This is a genomic window from Streptomyces camponoticapitis (assembly GCF_014646115.1).
GTDB classification, from domain to species: domain Bacteria; phylum Actinomycetota; class Actinomycetes; order Streptomycetales; family Streptomycetaceae; genus Streptomyces; species Streptomyces camponoticapitis.
This window is the reverse complement of the sequence record NZ_BMMV01000002.1, coordinates 403296-421359: the sequence shown is the minus strand read 5'-3', so window position 1 is coordinate 421359 and position 18064 is coordinate 403296. Positions and strand designations below refer to the sequence as shown.

Here is an 18064-nt window from a genome sequence, read left to right as displayed (position 1 = left end):
CCCCTAGTGGTCAGGTCCTTGACGGCTGATGGGAAGTCCCGCGTAGTTGTCCGCCAGTTCGGCGGCCGCGTGCCGGGAGGTGGTGACGCGGTCGAGCTGAGCCAGTTGGAGCCGGCTGTCGAACGGGCTCTGACCCGGGTCGGTGTGCAAGGTGGTGGTCATGAAGTGCGAGAAGTGCTCGGCACGCCAGACGCGGCGCAGACAGGTGTCGGAGTACGCGTCCAGCAGGGCGGTGGATCCGCTGTCCTTCCAGTCGGCCAGCGCCTCGGCGAGAACCACCACGTCCGCGACGGCCAGATTGAGACCCTTGGCGCCGGTCGGGGGCACGATGTGTGCGGCGTCCCCGGCGAGCAGCAGCCGGCCGTGGCGCATGGGCTCCGTCACCGAACTCCGCATGGGCAGCACGGACTTCGAGGTGATGGGACCGCGGGTGAGGCTCCAGTCACCGTCGACGGCGAAACGGGCGTCGAGTTCGTCCCAGATCCGGTCGTCGGGCCAGGCCGAGACATCCGTGTCCGCCGGCACCTGCAGATACAGCCGGCTCACGGTGGGCGAGCGCATGCTGTGCAGGGCGAAGCCGCGTGGCGAGTGGGCGTAGACGAGCACCTCGCAGGACGGCGGGGCGTCGGCCAGGACGCCCAGCCACGCGTAGGGGTACGTGCGCTCGAAGGTGCGGGCGACCGAGGCCGGCAGCGCTGATCCGGTGATGCCGTGGTGGCCGTCGCAACCCGCGATGTAGTCGCAGGTGAGGGTGTGTTCGCCGGCGCTGTCTCGATAGTGGACCTGCGGGAGTCGCCCGTCCAGGCCCGTCACGGCCACCGCCTCGGCCCCGAAGACGAGCGGCGGGCCGTCCTTCAGCTGCAGGCCGATCAGGTCCTTGACGATCTCGGTCTGCGCGTAGATCCACACCGAACGCCCGCCGGTCAGGGCCGGGAAGTCCAACCGGTGCGAACGGCGGTCGAAGCGCAGCTCTATTCCGTCGTGCTCAAGGGCCTCGCGGTTCAGCCGTTCACCGGCGCCCGCGGCCCGGAGTACATCGACGGTGCCCTGTTCGAGCATCCCGGCCCGCTGGCGCTGCTCCGTATAGGCGCGGTCGCGGCTCTCCAGCACCACACAGCTGACGCCGGCGCGGTGCAGCAGCCGGGCCAGCAGAAGACCGGCAGGGCCGGCGCCGATGATTCCCACCTCAGTACGCATCCGTCACCGGTCCCCGCACATGCATGCCCGGACGTTCGCCAGGTGAATTATGGTCCACTATCGGGGGTTGAGTTTGGGGCAGCGCCGTCGGAGGTGTCAACGCCTTTGCGTCATACGTTTCTTGGCGGCCGCGCCGGCCTCAGCCGAGGATTGCCGGGTGCCGCTCGATCGCGGCCGCCAGATCGGTCTCGATCCGCCCGGCGGTGACGGCCAGCTCCGGGAGTACATCGGTGCGCAGTTCGTCGGCGCTGCGGTGTGCCGCGTGTGCGGCGACGTTCACGGCGGCCACGATGCGGCCGTCACGGTCCCTGACGGGGACGGCGATGGAGCGCAGTCCCTCCTCCAACTCCTGGTCGACCAGGGCGTATCCATCACGCCGAACGGCCCTGACCGCCTTGCCGACGGCGGCACGGGACGTGCGGGTGTACGAGGTGAGGGGCGTCAGGGCCCGGGGAATCCGGGCCGCCAGTTCCTCGTCGGAATGCCCGGACAGTGCTGCCCGTCCCATCGATGTGGCATACGCGGGCAGCCGGGTGCCGATCGCGAGGTCGACGCCCATGACGCGGGTGGCCGCGACCCTGGCCACGTACCTGATCTCCGCGCCGTCGAGTACGGCGACCGAGGCGGAGTCGTGCACCCGCTGGACCAGGGCCGCCAGGTGCGGGGCGGCGAGTTCGTCGAAGGTGAGCCGCGACTGGGGCGCGTACCCCAGTTCCAGGACCCGGGGAAGCGGGGTGAAGCGCCGCCCGTCGGCGGATACGCGGACGTATCCCAGGTGCCTCAGGGCGAGCAGGCAGCGCCGTGCGGTGGCGCGGGCGAGACCGGTGGCCTCGGCGACATCGGTCAAGGTGAGGCCGCCGGGGGAACGCAGGGTGCTCAGGACGGCCAGGCCCCGGGCGAGCGACTGGAGGAAGTCCGGTCCCAGTTCGTCCTTGACGGCGCGCAGATACGTGTCGTCGAGCATCGGCGACAGCGCCGCGGCCCTCGCCTCGCCCCCGGGGCGCGCCAGCTCCGCCGCCATCTCGGCCGCGCAGTCGCGCAGTTGGGGCAGCGCGTGCTCGGCGAGGCTGTCGGCGGTGTGCCGGCTGGTGTGGCTGACCACACTGACCGCGCAGAGGACCGTACCGTCCAGGTCGTACACCGGCACCGCGAGGGCGATCAGGCCCGGTTCGATGAGCTGGTCGTCGAGGGCGTGGCCGGCATCCCGCGCGGCGGCCACCCGGCGCTCGAAGTCCGCGGTGCCAACCGCCGGGCCACGGCTCGGGGGCAGGGCCGGGAAGGCCGCCTGGTTCGGCCGCTCACCCAGCCGCTGCCGCCAGCCGGTCCACCGGGCCTCGTTCCAGTCCGCGGCGAACAGGGCGCCCGGTGCGCAGCGTTCGGCAGGCAGGAGGTCACCGACGCGGAAGCTGACCACCATCGTGCGCCGCCTGGCGAACTGGGTGACGAAACGCGCCCCGTCGCCGTCGGGGACGCACACCGACACCGACTCGTCGAGCGCGTCGGCCAGCCGCAGGGCGCACCGGTCCACGGCATCGGGTACTCGGCTCGCGGCCAGATAGGCGTTGCCCAGCTCCAGCAGTCGCGGGGCGAGCAGCACGTCACGGCCTTCCGCGCGCAGATAACCGAGCCGGACAAGGGTGCTGACGATCCGGTCGACGGTGGACCGCGCCAGCCCCGTGGCGCGGGCCAAATCGCTGGGGCGCATACGCCCTCCGCGGTCGGCCGACAGGGCGCCGACAACGGCCAGCCCGCGCTCCAGGGTGGCCACGGACTCCCCGCCCGGCTCGACAGCCGGTTCGGCAGGCGGCTGGACCGCCTCGGCGGCGGTGGGGGTACGCGGCATCGGATGCCCTCCTGCTTTCGTCCTTGGGGCGCACGCTACCCGTGGGGCCGAGACCGTTGACACGGCCGAGCCGTTCGGACAACACTGCAAGCGCGCTCACGCATGAACGATAGTTCATCTAACGAACAGGGTGGGAGCGGATGGACAAGGTGGTGACCACCGCGGCCGAGGCGGTGGAGGGCATAGCGGACGGCGCGTCCCTGGCCGTCGGCGGCTTCGGGCTCAGCGGGGTGCCGGACATACTGATCCAGGCGCTGTACGAGGCGGGCACCGGCGCCCTGCATGTGGTCTCCAACAACTGCGGCGCCATGGAACGCGGTCTCGCGCTCCTGCTCACCGCCGGCCGTATCGCCCGTGTCACCGGCTCCTACATCGGTGCCAACAGGGAGTTCGCCCGCCAGTACCTCGCCGGCGAGGTGGAGGTCGAGATGATCCCGCAGGGCACACTCGCCGAGCGGTTGCGGGCCGGCGGCAGCGGCATCCCCGCCTTCTACACCCCCGCCGGTGTGGGAACCCAGGTCGCCGACGGCGGCATGCCCTGGCGCTACGACGGCCACGGCGGCGTCGCCCTCGCCTCGCCGCCCAAGGAGGTCCGCGACTTCGAGGGCACCTCCTACGTCCTGGAGCGCGCCATCCGCACCGACTTCGCCCTCGTACGGGCGGCCAGGGGCGACCGGCACGGCAACCTCGTCTTCAGCAAGTCCGCCCGCAACTTCAACCCCCTCGCCGCCATGGCCGGGCGCATCACCGTCGCGGAGGTCGAGGAGTTGGTCGAACCGGGCGGGATCGACCCGGACCAGGTCCATCTGCCGGGGATCTTCGTGCAGCGCGTCCTCCCGCTCACCGCGGCGCAGGCCGCGGAGAAGCGGATCGAACGCCGCACGACCCGGGAGGCGCGGAGCTGATGCCCTGGACACGCGAGCAGATGGCCGCCCGTGCGGCAGCAGAGCTGCGCGACGGCGAGTACGTCAATCTCGGCATCGGACTGCCGACGCTGATCCCCGGGCACCTGCCCCCCGGCGTCGAGGTGGTCCTGGAGTCGGAGAACGGCATCCTGGGCACCGGCCCCTTTCCCGAGGAGGGCGAGGTCGACCCCGACCTCATCAACGCCGGCAAGGAGACCACCACGGTCCTGCCCGGGGCCTCCTTCTTCGACTCGGCGCTCTCCTTCGCCATGATCCGCGGCGGGCACATCGACACCGCGGTACTCGGCGCCATGCAGGTGTCCGCCACCGGCGACCTCAGCAACTGGGCGGTGCCGGGAAGGCTCATCACCGGCATCGGAGGCGCCATGGACCTGGTGCACGGCGCACGCCGCGTCATCGTGACCATGACCCACACCGCCAAGGACGGCAGCCCGAAACTCGTCGAAACGTGCACCCTTCCGCTCACCGGCAGGGCATGCGTCAGCCGCGTCATCACCGACCTCGGTGTGCTGGACGTGACACCGGAGGGCTTCCAGCTCGTCGAGACCGCCCCCGGAGTCACCGCCGACGGCATCGCGGAGCGGACGGCCGCCGCGGTCCACATCGCCGCGTCCGGCGAAATCGCCGGAGGGGTCCACGCCCTCGAACGCTGACCCTCCACGCACCTCACGGAGTTGCCGCATGACCACACACGCCCTGCCCGAGGGGTTGTCCCAGCAGGAGATCGACGCCGAGATCGCCAAGGCCCAAACGGCGTCCCACCCGCCGCACCATCCACCGCGCGACTACCCGCCTTACCGCAGCAGCCACTTCCGCCACCCCAAGCAGCCCCCGATCCCCGTCCGCGACCCGGAAGCGGTCGAACTGACCGGCCCCGTCTTCGGCGTCACCGACGTGACCACCCTCGACCACGACCTGACCCGGCAGCACCAGGGCGAACCGCTCGGCGAGCGCATCACCGTCAGCGGACGGGTCCTGGACCGCGCGGGCCGGCCCGTGCGCCACCAGCTCGTCGAGCTGTGGCAGGCCAACGCCTCCGGGCGCTACGCCCACCAGCTCGACCAGCACCGGGCGCCGCTGGACCCGAACTTCACCGGCTTCGGCCGCTGCCTGACCGGCGACGACGGGAGCTACAGCTTCACGACGATCAAGCCCGGCGCCTACCCCTGGCGCAATCACGTGAACGCCTGGCGGCCCGCGCACATCCACTTCTCGCTCTTCGGCACGGCCTTCAACCAGCGGCTGGTGACGCAGATGTACTTCCCCGGTGATCCCCTGTTCCCCTACGACCCGGTGCTCCGCGCCGTCACCGATCACGCCGCCCGGGAACGGCTCGTCGCCGCCTACGACCATGAACGGTCCGTCCCGGAGTGGTCCCTGGGCTACCGCTGGGACGTCGTCCTCGACGGCCCGGCCGCCACCCTGTTCGAGCCCGGATCCCGGCCGGCGGAAGAGGAGGTCCGATGACGCCCCGGCCGCACACCCCTTCCCAGACGGTCGGTCCGTTCTTCGGCTACGCGCTGCCCTTCCCGGGCGGCGGCGACATCGCCCCGGCCGGCCACGCGGACACGATCACCCTCCACGGCCATGTCCACGACGGCGCCGGACAGCCCGTACCGGACGCGATCATCGAGATCTGGCAGGCGGACCCCCGGGGTTCGCTCTCCGGGGCGCCCGGCTCCATGCGCCGCGACCCCGTCACAGGACGGGGCATCGGCCGCGACGGCGTGGAGTTCACCGGGTTCGGCCGCGTACCGACCGACGCCGACGGCCACTGGGCCGCCCGCACCCTCGCCCCCGGCCCGCATCACGACGGCGCCGTCCCGTACCTCTCCCTCGCCGTCTTCGCCCGCGGACTGCTCCACCACCTCTTCACCCGCGTCTACCTGCCCGAGCACGCCGACGCCCTGGCCCGCGACCCGTCGCTGGCGACGCTGACACCCGAGCGCCGGGCGACACTCCTCGCGCGGCGCGAACGAGACGCGCTGTACCGCTTCGACATCCGCCTTCAGGGCGAAGACGAAACGGTGTTCCTCGACTTCCCCTACGCGCCCCGGCCACTTGGGGATGTCCGCGGATGATCCCGCCGAGATCGAGAACCGTCCCGCCACACGGCAGGAGAACACACCATGACCCCGGCCCGCCGGCTGCTCCACCACCGCCTCGACGGACCCGACGGTGCGCCCCCACTGATCCTCGGCCCCTCCCTGGGCACCTCACTGGCCTTGTGGGAGCCCCAACTCACCGCCCTCGCCCGGCACTACCGCGTCCTGCGCTACGACCTCCCCGGGCACGGCGCCTCTCCCGCGGCCACGCTGCCGGATCCACGGCCGGGCCGTACCACCGTCGACGACCTGGCCCGCCTCGCCCTGGATCTCGCCGACCACCACGGATGGCAGACCTTCCATTACGCGGGCGTCTCCCTGGGCGGTGCCATCGGCGCCCATCTGGCCGTGCGTCACCCCCGGCGCCTGGCCTCGCTCGCCCTGGTGTGCTCCTCCGCCCGCTTCGGTGAACCCACCGCCTGGCACGAACGGGCCGCGCTGGTACGCGAACGAGGCACGCGCCCCCTCCTCGACACCGCTCCCCCGCGCTGGTTCGCCGCCCCCGCCACGGCGATCACCCTCGCCGGCAAGGCCCTTCTGGCCGACCTCGCGGGCACCGACCCGGCCGCGTACGCCGCCTGCTGCGACGCCCTGGCCACCTACGATCTGCGCGCGGCCCTGCCCCGGATCCGTACCCGTACCCTGGTCGTCGCGGGCCGCCAGGACCCGGCCACCCCGCCCGCGCACGCCCGTGAGCTGGCCGACGCCATCCCGCACGCCGGTCTCACCGAGATCGCCGGCGCCGCCCATCTCGCCGGCATCGACGCCCCGGCCCCGGTCACCACGGCGCTGCTGGCCCATCTGGACGCCGGCCGGGCCGACCGGTACGACGCCGGGACCACCGTTCGCCGTGAGGTGCTCGGCGACGCGCACGTCGACCGGGCGAATGCCCGCACCAGCCCGCTCACAGCGGCCTTCCAGGACCTGATCACCCGCTACGCCTGGGGTGAGATCTGGACACGGCCCGGACTGGACCGGCGCACCCGCAGCTGCATCACCCTCACCGCCCTCGTCGCCCACGGCCACCACGACGAACTCGCCCTGCACATCCGGGCAGCCCTCACCAACGGCCTCACCCCCGAAGAGATCGGCGAGGTCCTCCTGCAGTCCGCCGTCTACTGCGGCGTCCCGGCCGCCAACACCGCTTTCGCGATCGCCCAGCGCTTCCTCGGCGACGAGGTCGGCAGATCTTCCGAGAGGTGAGCCCGCGGGTGCGGAGACACCCGCCAAGGGGAGATCAACTCACGCCGCCGCAAGTCTGAAAAGGAGCGCGAGCAGCGAGGAGACAGCGAACGACGCCAGCGACCCGTGGAAGAAGCGCACGGACCTCTGCATATGCATGTACCGCCTGTGGTGCGACCTGATCACGATCCACAACTCCGACGTCGCGTGATCGATCGCGTCGGATCGCCGCAGGCTGAGCTGCGTCTGCCGGAAATCAGTCAGCGTTGTCACCCAGCGCATCGTGTCGGAGTGACTGAAAGCAGGCGCGAAAGGAGTCAGATCGCCGCCCTCCCGGGCAGTCCAGCCGGATTGATTGATCAACGACCTGGTGGCGGACGCGACAGACAGCGCGGCGAAAATCAGAGTGGACGCCGCCGCCACGAAGACGCACGCCGAGGCCAACTTGCTCTGCGGTGTCGCGCTGCTGAACGACATCGCCACCACGCCGGCGGCCGTAAAGGCATTGGCACTGAGCAGGACAGCCGCACGATTCGCCACCGCCGACCGCAGTTGATCGCATCGGAGGATGTGCCACTGCAGTATTTCCAGTAACTCCTCGGGCGAACACCGCCCTTCGATATCTCCCATGATCCCCCCGTTTCAACTGTCATCACCTTCCCTCCTCTTCGTGATCGTTACACCCGGGTGAAGCCGGGCCTGGCCTGACGACCTGTCGCGTCCTGTGGCAGCACACTGGACCCTTGGCGAATCAGCCGGATCGCCGCCCCGCACCCATCGGAAGGACCGTGATGAGCACCGACGCCACTTCGCTGACCACCGAAGACCTGGAGTTCCTCCGACGCCCCCTGCACGGGCTCCTGTCCGTGGCCGCGGGCCCGATCCCCGCGCAGCCTCGACCGGTGTGGTTCGAGGCCACCGCCGACGGCACGGTCCAGCTGTTCACCGGCCCGGACACGCTCAAGGTGCGGCGCCTGCGCCGCGATCCCCGCGCCTCGATCGTCGTCGCGGCCCCGGTGGGTGAACGCGAGCGCTGGGTCTCGATCGCGGGCGGCGTCACGATCGAACGCGACGGAGCGCACGACCTGGCGGCCCGCCTGGCAGCCCGCTACTGGGACCTCGACGACCCGACCCGAGCCGCCGACCTCGCCGGGATCCTGGCCGAGGACCAAGTCCGCCTGGTCATCCACCCGGAAACCGTGAAGCGGTACGCGTACTGACCGGTCAGCGCCCCGGAGTGGCTTCGCGGTACGGACAACCCACCACGGCGGGACGACTAACGAGCCGGTCCCCCACCTCGGCGCCAGGGAAGCCACCGTCGCGATCGACGTATGTCGTTTTTCAGCATCAACGGTACGGTTACCGCCGCGACCACCAACCAGATCACCGCCCACCCCACCAGCTTCCACCCCACACTGCCGTGCGCGACGATCTCGGATGTCGGCACCAGCGTTGCCAGGCCGAGAACCAGCCAGCATCCCGCACGGATCACCACCATCACCGGGCCCTCGGACCGGGTGCCGCTGCCGCGCATACGCAACGCGGACGACAGCACCAGCCCCGCCCCGATCCAGGCCAGCATCAACTCCCGCACCAGCGAGGAGGCGGACGACGGGGTGAACCGGTCCCGCTCGTCGCCGACTCCGATCACCACCACCTCGCCGCGCCAGATCTCCAGATCCGCTGGGTCCCCCTGGCTCGCTGCCCCGTACAGCCCCTGGGAGACGTCATACACCTCGGTCTCCCCTGCCGTCCGTCTGATCGACAGCGTGTACTCGGTCTTCACGTTCTGGTCCTCGCCGACGCCGGTGACGACCTCCCGGGTGCCCCTGTCCGTCACCCGGGCGCTCTCCCGCACAAGGCACTTGCTCGACTCCGGCGGCTCGTTCCCACCCGTACACGTCTTGGCGTTCCGGAACTCCACCGCCTGCCGGTACGGCTCCCCCGCCAGATCGACACCCGTCCATACAGCCGCCAGACCGAGTATCAGCACGCAGCAGCGCGCGATGACCCACCCCACGCTCCCCCCTCTCCGCCGCGGTACTCCCATCGTGCGCGCGGCGGCTCCGGGGAACAATGGTCCGTTCGCTGCTGTGTTGTCTCGCGAGCCAGGCGGGTCCGGCGCGAACCGTGGGATGACCGGACCGGTCGCCGGGCAGAGGTCGGACAACCGCTACGACGCGTTGGCTATCGGCGTCGACGACCGCCTGATGGGCGGTGGAGTACCGGTGGTTCTTCGACTGCTCGGCGACCGGGTGGGGCGCGGAGTGGGCAGAGACCCTGACTCAGGGAACGAGGTGGCCCGCGGCGCGGAACAGCTCGTACCACTCGGCCCGGGTGAGCGGGAGTTCGGAGCCCTGGGCGGCGCCCGCGACGCGCTCCGGGCTGGTGGTGCCGAGGACGACCTGCATCCGAGCGGGGTGGCGGGTGATCCAGGCGGTCGCGATCGCGATGGCGGGGACGTCGTACAGGCCGGCGAGGCGGTCGATGACGGCGTTGAGTTCGGGGTAGTCCGGCGAGCCGAGGAAGACACCCGTGAAGAAGCCGGCCTGGAAGGGTGACCACGCCTGGATGGTGATGTCGTTCACGCGGCAGTAGTCCACGATCCCTCCGCCGTCGAGGCTGGCCGACTGCTGCTCCGCGAGCATGTTCGTGGAGACCCCTTGAGCGATGATCGGCTCGTGTGTGATCGAGAGCTGAAGCTGGTTGGCCACGATGGGCTGACGCACGTACCTGCGGAGCAGGTCGATCTGGCGCGGGGTCTGGTTCGAGACACCGAAGGCGCGCACCTTGCCCGAGGAGTGGAGTTCGTCGAAGGCGCGGGCCACCTCTTCGGGCTCGACGAGCGCGTCGGGGCGGTGGAGCAGCAGGATGTCGATGCGGTCGGTCCGCAGGGCCGCGAGTGAGCCCTCGACCGACTTGACGATGTGTTCGTAAGAGAAGTCGTAGTACGGCCCGTCCGGCACGATTCCGGCCTTGGTCTGGATCGTGATCTCGTCGCGCTGGGACGGGCTCAGCTCCATCGCGTCCGCGAAGCGGCGTTCACAGTCGTGCAGCTCGGCGCCGTAGACGTCGGCGTGGTCGACGAAGTCGATGCCCGCATCGCGCGCGGTGCGGACGAGTTCGCGGACTTCGTCGTCCGTCTTGTCGGCGATACGCATCAGGCCGAGCACGACGTTCGGGGCGAGGATGTCGGTGCCGGGCATGGTGAAGGTCTTCACGACGCTTTTCCTTTCAGATGTGCAGGTCTGCAGAGTACAAGCGGGGCCGCCCCGCACTTTAGGCGGCGGAGGGTCCGTCGGTGGCGAGCGCGAGCTCGGCGTCGAGCAGCGAGTCGCGAGATGCGGTGACCCAATTCACCCGCCGCGGAGTCGGCCCTCCAGACTGAACGGGATGGATCGCTGTCCGATCCTTGCTCGTCCCGACAGCCGACTGTGGAGAGATCCTCATGAACGAGAACCCGCGCTTTGGTATCTATCTGCCGCCGTTCGGTCCGTTCGGTGACCCCGGTGTTCTCGTCGAACTGGCGGTGCGAGCGGAGGCAGCCGGGTGGGACGGCGTGTTCCTCTGGGACCACGTGGTCACCGACGCGCTGCCGATCGCTGATCCCTGGACGACATTGGCCGCGATCGCGCACGCCACCGAGAATCTGCTGCTCGGCCCGATGGTGACGCCGCTGGCCCGGCGCCGGCCGTGGATGGTCGCCCGGCACGCGTCCACCGTCAGCAGGCTCGCCCGCGGACGGCTTGTCGTCGGCACCGGAGTGGGCGTGGACGAGTCCGGTGATTTCAGCAGCTTCGGGGAGCCCGCCGAACTGGCGACCCGCGCGGCGATGCTCACCGAGGGGCTTGGGCTGATGCGGGCGATGTGGGCGGGCAAGGCCGTCCAGCACAACGGCCCGCACTATCAGGTTCATCTGGCGGCCACGGAACCGGAGCCGCATCGCATCCCGGTCTGGATGGCCAGTTCGGCCAACAACCCGCGGGTGATCAGCCGGGCCGCCGGCTGTGACGGGATCTTCCCCAATCCGGACGACCACGAGCTCCTCCCTGGGGAAGTCGGCGACATCCGCGAGGCGTTGCGCCGTGCCGGTCTGCCGGCCGACCGGCCGTTCGACATCGCCGTACGCGGCAACGCGAGTCCCGCGTGGGAGGAGGACAAGAACGTGGACCTCAAGGGACTCGCCCAGGCCGGCATGACCTGGTGGCTGGAGTCACTGATTCACTTCGACCCGCTGGATCTCTCGATGGCAGTCGTCGACGCCGGTCCGCCCCGCGTGTGAACGGCGCGGCGCCGCGCACCGCATGCGAACGGCGCGCCCGCCGCACCGCCTCACCTGCTCCGCTCGGCGCGGGCCTGGGCGGCCCGGTGGCGGCGGGCGGTCCTGAGCTGCGCCGCCGCGTCGTTCAGCAGGGTGTCCAGGACGACCGGGTAGACGCTGTGTGTCATACGGCCGGCCAGCAGTCGTGCGGTGGCGGCGATGTGGGGGTGGGTGGCGGCGGGAAGCCGGGCGTACGTGGAGCTCCACATCTCCTCGTCCGTCTCGCGGGCCTCGTCGGTGAGGGCCAGCGATCCCGCGTCGAGGGCGGCGAAGGCCAGAGTCGAGTCGATGAAGGCGTGGTAGACGCGGACCGCCGTGGCGTCGGGGAAGCCCGCGCCGCGCAGGACGCCGAGGATCGCCTCGTCCGCCGCGATCTCACGGGGGCGGCCGGTGACCCGGCTGACGGTCAGTACGGCGGCCTGCGGATGTTGGAGGTAGGAGGAGTGGATGGCGAGCCCCAGGGCGCGCAGGTCGACCTGCCAGCTCCCCGTGGTCGTCCAGTCGTCCAGCGCCCGTCCCATGAGTTCCTCGCCGATGGCCCGGGTCAGATCGTCCATTCCGGCGAAGTACCGGTAGAGGGTGCTCGGGTCGGCGCCGAGGGCGGCGCCCAGTCGCCGGGCCGTCAGCCCGGTGCTGCCGTGCTCTCTCAGCACACGGAGCGCGGTCTGCACGATCAGTGTCTCGGACAGTACGGAGCCCTGCCGGGTCTTACGGCGCCTGCGTCGCGCCTGCTCCGGCACCACCTGTTTCGGCATCGCGTTCCTCCTCTGTTCCTGGTGAGCCGCCCCACCGGGTGCTCTTATGCCAACACAGTTGACGCCAACCGCCGCCATCCCGTTGCATCGGGGCACCCCGCAGGCGCCGGCCCGCGGGGACGAAAGGGTGTGCGACATGCGTGTACTGCTCGTTGGCGCCGGCGGCGTCGGAACCGCCGTCACCCGGATCGCGGCCCGCCGGGACTTCCTGACCCATATAACCGTGGCCGACTACGACCTCTCCCGCGCCGAGACGGCCGTCGCCGCGCTCGGCGAGCACGGGGACCGCTTCAGCGCACGGCGCCTGGATGCCTCCGACGAGGAAGCGGTGCGCCGGGTGCTCGTCGAGGAGAGATGCGATGTGCTGCTCAACGCCACCGATCCGCGATTCGTCATGCCGCTGTTCCGGGCCTCTCTCGCGGCGGGCACGCACTACCTGGACATGGCGATGTCCCTGTCCTCACCGCACACCACCCGCCCCTACGAGAGCTGTGGTGTGAAGCTCGGCGACGGTCAGTTCGAGCTGTCCGGCCAGTGGGAACGGTCGGGCCGCCTGGCTCTGGTCGGCATGGGTGTGGAGCCGGGGCTGTCCGATGTCTTCGCGCGGTACGCGGCCGACGAACTCTTCGACGAGATCGAGGAGATCGGCGTACGGGACGGCGCCAACCTGACCGTCGAGGGCTACGACTTCGCGCCTTCCTTCAGCATCTGGACCACCATCGAGGAATGCCTCAATCCGCCGGTGGTCTACGAGAAGGAGCGCGGCTGGTTCACCACCGCGCCGTTCAGCGAGCCGGAGGTCTTCGACTTTCCCGAGGGGATCGGTCCGGTGGAGTGCGTCAACGTGGAACACGAGGAGGTGCTGCTCATCCCCCGCTGGGTCGACGCGCGGCGGGTGACGTTCAAGTACGGACTCGGCGACGACTTCATCGCCAAGCTCAAGGTCCTCCACGAGCTGGGGCTGGACTCCACCGCCGAGGTCACGGTCCCCGGGCGGAGCGGGCCGGTCCAGGTCTCGCCCCGTGATGTGGTCGCCGCCTGTCTGCCCGACCCGGCCACGCTCGGCGACCGCATGTCCGGCAAGACCTGCGCCGGCACGTGGGTCAAGGGCGTCAAGGACGGAGCCGCGCGGGAGGTGTACCTCTACCACGTGGTCGACAACCAGTGGTCGATGGGCGAGTACGGCTCCCAGGCCGTGGTCTGGCAGACCGCCGTCAATCCGGTCGTCGCCCTCGAACTGATCGCCGGTGGCGTATGGACCGGCAGCGGGGTCCTCGGCCCCGAGGCCCTGCCGCCCCGCCCGTTCCTCGACCTCCTCACCAAGTACGGCGCACCGTGGGGTCTGCGCGAGGAGGACTGACGGCGCTCCGGGACCGTCAGGCCCGCCGGGCACCCTCCCCGGTGTCGTCGTCCAGGGCGATGGCGGCCTGGGCCACCAGGTCGGCGGCGACCAGGCGGGCTTCCAGCGACGGCGGGAGGGTGTCAGGTGTCGGGGTGATCATGAAGCGGCCCTGGTACCGGCCGCGGACGCCGGCGCGCAGTTCGATCTCACCCTCGGGCCACCCCTGCCGCTCCAGGTCCCAGATCCAGCCGGCCACCCTGACCGTCCCGTCCGGGTCGAGCCGTGGCGGGCGCCCGAGGAGCGTCCCGTACTCGAAACGGCAGGCGCTCAGGTCAAGCAGCTCGATCAGTTCCCGCCTCGTGCGCCGGACGACCTCGTCGGAGGACGCGGTGGAACGCGCCAGCCGGGTCGTGCCGTGCAGCCGCTCCAGGTGGGAGGCGTCCGTGACCGCGACACGCTTCAGGACGCGGGCTCTTGCGGCCAGTTGCGACACGATCAGTCCCGCGACGAGGAGCAGGACCGCCGTCTCGACGTCCGCGCGTCCGTGAATGTCGAAGCTCAGGTAGGGCCGGGCGTGGAAGAAGTCGAACCAGGCGGCGGCCGACAGAGCGGCGACCGCGCCGGCGAGACGGTTCCCGAGGGCCGATACAGCCACGACGACCACCATGAACACCAGCGCGAGATTGGTGTGGGTGAGGCTCGTACGGAACGGCACGAACACCAGCGCCGTCGCCAGGGGGGCGACGAATCCGGCGGCCAGGGCGGCCACGTCGCGGAGCGAACGCCTCATGATCACCTCTCGGAACTCCGGGCCTCTCCCTTCCCAGCGTGCTCCTGGTGCGCCGCGGTGGCACCAGGAAGACGTACGACGCTGGCGACGACCGCCCCGCGCCGGTTCCGAAGGACCCGTTGCGGCCGTCCCGCACGCCGACCGGGCGGCGGACGCCGACGTGAGGTCGGAGTACGCCGCCCTGGGGCGGGACGAGAGCCGCGGGAGATGGTCCGCGCGCCCGTTGCGTCTACTTCTGGTCGCGGTTGAACACCGAGCTCGACCAGAGGTATCCGAGCACCGCGAGCACCAGGCACCAGCCGATGACGAGCCAGCCGTTGTTGCCGATCTCGGTGCCGAGGAGGAGTCCGCGCAGGGTCTCGATGGCCGGGGTGAACGGCTGGTACTCGGCGAACGGCTGGAACCAGCCGGGCATCGTGTCGACCGGGATGAACGCGCTGGAAAGCAGCGGGAGGAGAATCAGCGGCATCGCGTTGTTGCTGGCGGCCTCCGCGTTGGGGCTGACCAGGCCCATGCCGACGGCGATCCAGGTGAGTGCCAGGGCCACGAGCGTCAGCAGCCCGATCGCGAGAATCCACTCTAGAATCATTGCGTCCGTGGACCTGAAGCCGATGGCCAGGGCGACGGCGCCCACGAAGACCACGCTCATGATCGACTGCAGGACGCTGCCGATGACGTGCCCGATCAGTACCGACCCGCGGTGGATCGCCATCGTTCGGAAGCGGGCGATGATGCCCTCGGTCATGTCCATGGAAATGGACACCGCGGTCCCGACCGTCGTGCCGCCGATGGTGAGCATCAGGATGCCCGGGACGATGTAGGCGATGTAGTCGGCGCGGTCCGCGCCGCCGATGCCCGCGCTCATCACGTCGCCGAAGATGTAGACGAAGAGCAGCAGCAGCATGATCGGCGTGAGGAGCAGGTTCAGGGTGAGGGAGGGGTAGCGGCGCGCGTGCAGGAGGTTGCGGCGCAGCATCGTGTTCGAGTCGCGGACGGCGAGGGACAGGGAGCTCATCGGACATCCTCCTTGGTCTGGTTGGGGATGTTGGCGGGGCCGGTCAGGGCGAAGAACACGTCGTCGAGGTCGGGGGTGTGGACGGTCAGTTCGTCGGCCTCGATGTCGGCCGAGTCCAGCCAGTCGAGGATGGAGCGCAGTTCGCGCTGGCTGCCGCCGCTGGGGATCTGGAGCGCGAGTGCCTCGTCGTCGCGGGTGACCTCACGCAGGGCGAAGGCGGCGGACTGGTAGGTGGCCGGGTCGGTGAAGCGGAGCCGGATGTGCCCGCCCGGGATGAGCCGCTTCAGTTCCTCGGCGCTTCCCTCGGCGGCGATCCTGCCGTCGTTCAACACGGCGATGCGGTCGGCGAGTTCGTCGGCCTCCTCCAGGTACTGGGTGGTGAGGAAGACGGTGACGCCGTCGGAGACGAGGCCGCGGATGATGCCCCACATGTTGTGGCGGGAGCGCGGGTCGAGCCCGGTGGTCGGTTCGTCGAGGAAGATGATCCGCGGCCCCCCGACCAGCGTCATGGCGAGGTCCAAGCGGCGCTTCATGCCGCCGGAGTAGGTGGAGGCGGGCTTCTTCGCGGCGTCGGTGAGATCGAAGCGTTCCAGGAGTTCGGCGGCGGAGCGGCGTCCCTCGGCGCGGGAGAGGTGGTGCAGGTCCGCCATCAGGAGCATGTTCTCCTCACCGGTGATCAGACCGTCGACGGCGGAGAACTGCCCGGTGACCCCGATCGCGGCACGCACCGCCTGCGGATCGGCGGCCAGATCGTGCCCGCCGACACGCAGGTCACCGGCGTCGGCGGTGATGAGCGTGGACAGGATCTTGACGGCGGTGGTCTTGCCGGCGCCGTTCGGCCCGAGCAGCGCGAACACGGACCCGGCCGGGATGCGCAGATCGATCCCGTCGAGGACGAGCCTTTCACCGTACGACTTGCGCAGACCGACAGCCGAGACGGCGGCAGTCCCGTCCTTGCCATTGGCACGCTTGGACGTGGGCATGACAGGTGAAGGCATGGGCCCTCCCGTTCGAAGGATCGAATGGATTGAAAGCTGGACTCTCAGCGAGCGCGGCGGATGTCGATGTTGCCCCAGCGGGTGCGGGCGCGGATCTTGACGCTGTCCTCGGACTTGTCCGGGGTTCCGGACGCGGTCAGCGTGTTGCGCACCTGCCCGCGGTCGGACTTGACGTCGAGCCAGGCGGCGGTGCCCTCGCGGATGCCAACATTGATGGCACCGTAAGAGGTCTCCAACTGGACGGTGCCGCGAGCCACTTCGTCCACACGCAGGGTGCCGTGGGCGGTCGTGGCGGTGACCGAGTCCTCCGCGCGCTGGATCTCGATGTCGCCGTTGGCGCCACTCACCCGCAGCTCACCGGTCGCGGCGCCGACGGTCGTTGTGCCGTGCGAGTTCTTCAGTACCGCGGGGCCGTCGACCAGGCCCACGCGCAGACTGCCGGAACTGGTGGTGATCTCGGCCATGCCCTCGACCCGGTCCACCGTGATCGAACCGTGCGACGCCGTCAGCTGCAACGGACCGGTGGTGTCCAGCCGGACATCACCGGACGAGGTCTTCACACGAACCTCACCCAGCCGGCCCTCACCGACCACCTGCGCCCAGGCCCCGGTCAAGCGGAGGTCCGAGCCCGCGGGCAGTTCGACCGTCACGTCAACAATCCCGGTGCGGCCGAGCAGATTGGACTTGGGAGTCCTGACGGTCAGTGCGCCGCTCGCGTACGAGACCTCGGTCTGCTCGGCGGCCCGCACGTCCTTGTCCTTCTTCGGGTCACGGGGCTGCACCTCCACGACGGTGTCGGGGCGGTCGCCCGCGGTGAACTGGATGGAACCGGCCTCCACATGCGCCGTGACCGAGATCGGCTCGGGAGTGTCGAAAGAAGGCATGGCTCTACCGTCCTCTTGGGTGTTCGTGACGTCTCCGCTGGTGGGACGTGGTGTGGGTGAAGCCGTTTCAAATCAACTGGTCAACGCACCCAGCCCGTGAAGCCCTGGCCGATGGTCCTGGCCCTCTCGGGAGCGCGGGGGGTGGCGGCGCCGCCCGTGTCGACCGCGGCCGACACGACGCGTACGAGCCACGCGTTGACCGACAGGCCCTGGCGGCCCGCGGCCTCCTCCGCGCGGGTCTTGAGGTGGGCGGGCAGACGCAGATTGACACGGGCGGTACCGCCGTCGTCCGTGTCGGCGGGGACCGGGGCCGGTGCGGGCGCCGGCGTGTCGACCGGTTCGGCCCGTTCGTCGTACTGCGGCAGCACCACCACGAAGTCGGGTTCGAGGCCACGCAGCCGTACGTCGACCGAACCAGGGGCGAGTTCACGGGTGATCTCGTCCATGGCGGCGGACAACACATTGAGCAGGGTCAGGCGGGTGGCCGACTCCAGCGGCGCGGTCAGCCGCTCGGCGAGCGTACGGGCTTCGTCACCCGCTGCCTCGGCGGCCACCGTCAGTTCCCTGCGGAGTGTCTCGACATACGGCGTGAGGTCCATGACGCAATAGTGGCACCACTGTTGCGCCATTGGCAAGCCCGAAGGTCGGAAACATGGCGCAGATGGCATTACGTGGCGCCAGGCCGATCTGTTGTTGCAGGTCAAAT

General features: G+C 70.3%; 19 protein-coding genes and 1 pseudogene. 8 read left to right on the top strand and 12 right to left on the bottom strand.

Features of this window, described 5'->3' with window-relative positions:
• Positions 1-3 precede the first annotated feature (3 nt).
• Together IEY79_RS04570 and IEY79_RS04565 are read right to left on the bottom strand one after the other, a co-directional pair.
• On the bottom strand, positions 4-1197 hold the full coding sequence (locus tag IEY79_RS04570; protein WP_189105951.1) for a 4-hydroxybenzoate 3-monooxygenase: 1194 nt from the start codon (positions 1195-1197) through the stop codon (positions 4-6).
• A gap of 139 nt (positions 1198-1336) precedes the next feature.
• Positions 1337-3040, bottom strand: a complete 1704-nt coding sequence (locus IEY79_RS04565; RefSeq protein WP_189105950.1) for an IclR family transcriptional regulator domain-containing protein — start codon at positions 3038-3040, stop codon at positions 1337-1339.
• A gap of 140 nt (positions 3041-3180) precedes the next feature.
• Between IEY79_RS04565 and IEY79_RS04560 the strand changes: the two genes are divergently transcribed.
• From IEY79_RS04560 to pcaDC, 5 genes are read left to right on the top strand one after another with little or no spacing between them, the layout of a single operon-like run.
• Complete coding sequence (locus IEY79_RS04560; protein ID WP_189105949.1) at positions 3181-3945, top strand: CoA transferase subunit A; 765 nt, start codon at positions 3181-3183, stop codon at positions 3943-3945.
• Entirely contained in the window at positions 3945-4619 is a 675-nt protein-coding gene (locus IEY79_RS04555) for a CoA transferase subunit B (RefSeq protein WP_189105948.1), read from the top strand. The genes IEY79_RS04560 and IEY79_RS04555 overlap by 1 nt, the downstream gene beginning before the upstream one ends.
• Positions 4620-4647: 28 nt before the next feature.
• Positions 4648-5433: a protocatechuate 3,4-dioxygenase subunit beta gene (pcaH, locus tag IEY79_RS04550; protein ID WP_189105947.1), complete on the top strand. Its 786-nt coding sequence runs from the start codon at positions 4648-4650 to the stop codon at positions 5431-5433.
• Positions 5430-6047 (top strand): protocatechuate 3,4-dioxygenase subunit alpha, encoded by a 618-nt coding sequence (pcaG, locus tag IEY79_RS04545; RefSeq protein WP_189105946.1) that lies wholly within the window; start codon positions 5430-5432, stop codon positions 6045-6047. Before pcaH ends, pcaG begins: the two co-directional genes overlap by 4 nt.
• Before the next feature lie 48 nt (positions 6048-6095).
• Positions 6096-7274 (top strand): bifunctional 3-oxoadipate enol-lactonase/4-carboxymuconolactone decarboxylase PcaDC, encoded by a 1179-nt coding sequence (gene pcaDC, locus IEY79_RS04540; RefSeq protein WP_189105945.1) that lies wholly within the window; start codon positions 6096-6098, stop codon positions 7272-7274.
• 39 nt (positions 7275-7313) lie between these two features.
• Here the strand turns inward: pcaDC and IEY79_RS04535 are convergent, their stop codons facing one another.
• The gene (locus IEY79_RS04535) at positions 7314-7883 is read right to left on the bottom strand and encodes a hypothetical protein (RefSeq protein ID WP_189105944.1); all 570 of its coding nucleotides are present in this window, start codon (positions 7881-7883) and stop codon (positions 7314-7316) included.
• 161 nt (positions 7884-8044) lie between these two features.
• Here IEY79_RS04535 and IEY79_RS04530 point away from each other — a divergent pair, with 161 nt between their 5' ends.
• Positions 8045-8473: a pyridoxamine 5'-phosphate oxidase family protein gene (locus tag IEY79_RS04530; RefSeq protein ID WP_189105943.1), complete on the top strand. Its 429-nt coding sequence runs from the start codon at positions 8045-8047 to the stop codon at positions 8471-8473.
• Between the two features lie 56 nt (positions 8474-8529).
• Here IEY79_RS04530 and IEY79_RS04525 read toward each other — a convergent pair whose 3' ends face one another.
• From IEY79_RS04525 to IEY79_RS04520, 3 genes and pseudogenes are all read right to left on the bottom strand, one after another.
• Positions 8530-9273, bottom strand: a complete 744-nt coding sequence (locus tag IEY79_RS04525) for a hypothetical protein (RefSeq protein ID WP_189105942.1) — start codon at positions 9271-9273, stop codon at positions 8530-8532.
• A 123-nt stretch (positions 9274-9396) separates the two neighbouring features.
• A pseudogene (locus IEY79_RS37210) lies at positions 9397-9511 on the bottom strand (IS5/IS1182 family transposase); the annotation flags it as partial.
• A 27-nt stretch (positions 9512-9538) separates the two neighbouring features.
• Positions 9539-10474 carry an aldo/keto reductase gene (locus IEY79_RS04520; protein WP_189105941.1) on the bottom strand — a complete coding sequence of 312 codons (936 nt, stop codon included), beginning with the start codon at positions 10472-10474 and terminating at the stop codon, positions 9539-9541.
• Positions 10475-10701: 227 nt separating this feature from the next.
• Here IEY79_RS04520 and IEY79_RS04515 point away from each other — a divergent pair, with 227 nt between their 5' ends.
• On the top strand, positions 10702-11535 hold the full coding sequence (locus tag IEY79_RS04515; RefSeq protein ID WP_189105940.1) for an LLM class flavin-dependent oxidoreductase: 834 nt from the start codon (positions 10702-10704) through the stop codon (positions 11533-11535).
• 50 nt (positions 11536-11585) lie between these two features.
• Here the strand turns inward: IEY79_RS04515 and IEY79_RS04510 are convergent, their stop codons facing one another.
• Positions 11586-12329, bottom strand: a complete 744-nt coding sequence (locus IEY79_RS04510; RefSeq protein ID WP_189105939.1) for a TetR/AcrR family transcriptional regulator — start codon at positions 12327-12329, stop codon at positions 11586-11588.
• A 136-nt stretch (positions 12330-12465) separates the two neighbouring features.
• Here IEY79_RS04510 and IEY79_RS04505 point away from each other — a divergent pair, with 136 nt between their 5' ends.
• On the top strand, positions 12466-13689 hold the full coding sequence (locus IEY79_RS04505) for a saccharopine dehydrogenase family protein (protein WP_189105938.1): 1224 nt from the start codon (positions 12466-12468) through the stop codon (positions 13687-13689).
• Positions 13690-13705: 16 nt separating this feature from the next.
• On the opposite strand, the gene IEY79_RS04500 is transcribed toward IEY79_RS04505, so the two are convergent.
• From IEY79_RS04500 to IEY79_RS04480, 5 genes are all read right to left on the bottom strand, one after another.
• Positions 13706-14461, bottom strand: coding sequence for a DUF4118 domain-containing protein (locus IEY79_RS04500; RefSeq protein ID WP_189105937.1), 756 nt, complete (start codon positions 14459-14461; stop codon positions 13706-13708).
• 229 nt (positions 14462-14690) lie between these two features.
• Complete coding sequence (locus IEY79_RS04495) at positions 14691-15476, bottom strand: ABC transporter permease (protein WP_189105936.1); 786 nt, start codon at positions 15474-15476, stop codon at positions 14691-14693.
• On the bottom strand, positions 15473-16474 hold the full coding sequence (locus IEY79_RS04490) for an ATP-binding cassette domain-containing protein (protein WP_229700619.1): 1002 nt from the start codon (positions 16472-16474) through the stop codon (positions 15473-15475). The genes IEY79_RS04495 and IEY79_RS04490 overlap by 4 nt, the downstream gene beginning before the upstream one ends.
• Positions 16475-16518: 44 nt before the next feature.
• Entirely contained in the window at positions 16519-17358 is an 840-nt protein-coding gene (locus tag IEY79_RS04485; RefSeq protein WP_189105935.1) for a DUF4097 family beta strand repeat-containing protein, read from the bottom strand.
• A gap of 80 nt (positions 17359-17438) precedes the next feature.
• Positions 17439-17957 (bottom strand): hypothetical protein, encoded by a 519-nt coding sequence (locus tag IEY79_RS04480; RefSeq protein ID WP_189105934.1) that lies wholly within the window; start codon positions 17955-17957, stop codon positions 17439-17441.
• Positions 17958-18064: the final 107 nt, after the last annotated feature.

Bases quoted from the DNA above. Each gene is read 5' to 3' on its own strand.
- IEY79_RS04570 (WP_189105951.1), bottom strand. From the start codon at position 1,197: ATGCGTACTGAGGTGGGAATCATCGGCGCCGGCCCTGCCGGTCTTCTG.
- IEY79_RS04565 (WP_189105950.1), bottom strand. From the start codon at position 3,040: ATGCCGCGTACCCCCACCGCCGCCGAGGCGGTCCAGCCGCCTGCCGAA.
- IEY79_RS04560 (WP_189105949.1), top strand. From the start codon at position 3,181: ATGGACAAGGTGGTGACCACCGCGGCCGAGGCGGTGGAGGGCATAGCG.
- IEY79_RS04555 (WP_189105948.1), top strand. From the start codon at position 3,945: ATGCCCTGGACACGCGAGCAGATGGCCGCCCGTGCGGCAGCAGAGCTG.
- pcaH (WP_189105947.1), top strand. From the start codon at position 4,648: ATGACCACACACGCCCTGCCCGAGGGGTTGTCCCAGCAGGAGATCGAC.
- pcaG (WP_189105946.1), top strand. From the start codon at position 5,430: ATGACGCCCCGGCCGCACACCCCTTCCCAGACGGTCGGTCCGTTCTTC.
- pcaDC (WP_189105945.1), top strand. From the start codon at position 6,096: ATGACCCCGGCCCGCCGGCTGCTCCACCACCGCCTCGACGGACCCGAC.
- IEY79_RS04535 (WP_189105944.1), bottom strand. From the start codon at position 7,883: ATGGGAGATATCGAAGGGCGGTGTTCGCCCGAGGAGTTACTGGAAATA.
- IEY79_RS04530 (WP_189105943.1), top strand. From the start codon at position 8,045: ATGAGCACCGACGCCACTTCGCTGACCACCGAAGACCTGGAGTTCCTC.
- IEY79_RS04515 (WP_189105940.1), top strand. From the start codon at position 10,702: ATGAACGAGAACCCGCGCTTTGGTATCTATCTGCCGCCGTTCGGTCCG.
- IEY79_RS04510 (WP_189105939.1), bottom strand. From the start codon at position 12,329: ATGCCGAAACAGGTGGTGCCGGAGCAGGCGCGACGCAGGCGCCGTAAG.
- IEY79_RS04505 (WP_189105938.1), top strand. From the start codon at position 12,466: ATGCGTGTACTGCTCGTTGGCGCCGGCGGCGTCGGAACCGCCGTCACC.
- IEY79_RS04500 (WP_189105937.1), bottom strand. From the start codon at position 14,461: ATGAGGCGTTCGCTCCGCGACGTGGCCGCCCTGGCCGCCGGATTCGTC.
- IEY79_RS04495 (WP_189105936.1), bottom strand. From the start codon at position 15,476: ATGAGCTCCCTGTCCCTCGCCGTCCGCGACTCGAACACGATGCTGCGC.
- IEY79_RS04490 (WP_229700619.1), bottom strand. From the start codon at position 16,474: ATGCCTTCACCTGTCATGCCCACGTCCAAGCGTGCCAATGGCAAGGAC.
- IEY79_RS04485 (WP_189105935.1), bottom strand. From the start codon at position 17,358: ATGCCTTCTTTCGACACTCCCGAGCCGATCTCGGTCACGGCGCATGTG.
- IEY79_RS04480 (WP_189105934.1), bottom strand. From the start codon at position 17,957: ATGGACCTCACGCCGTATGTCGAGACACTCCGCAGGGAACTGACGGTG.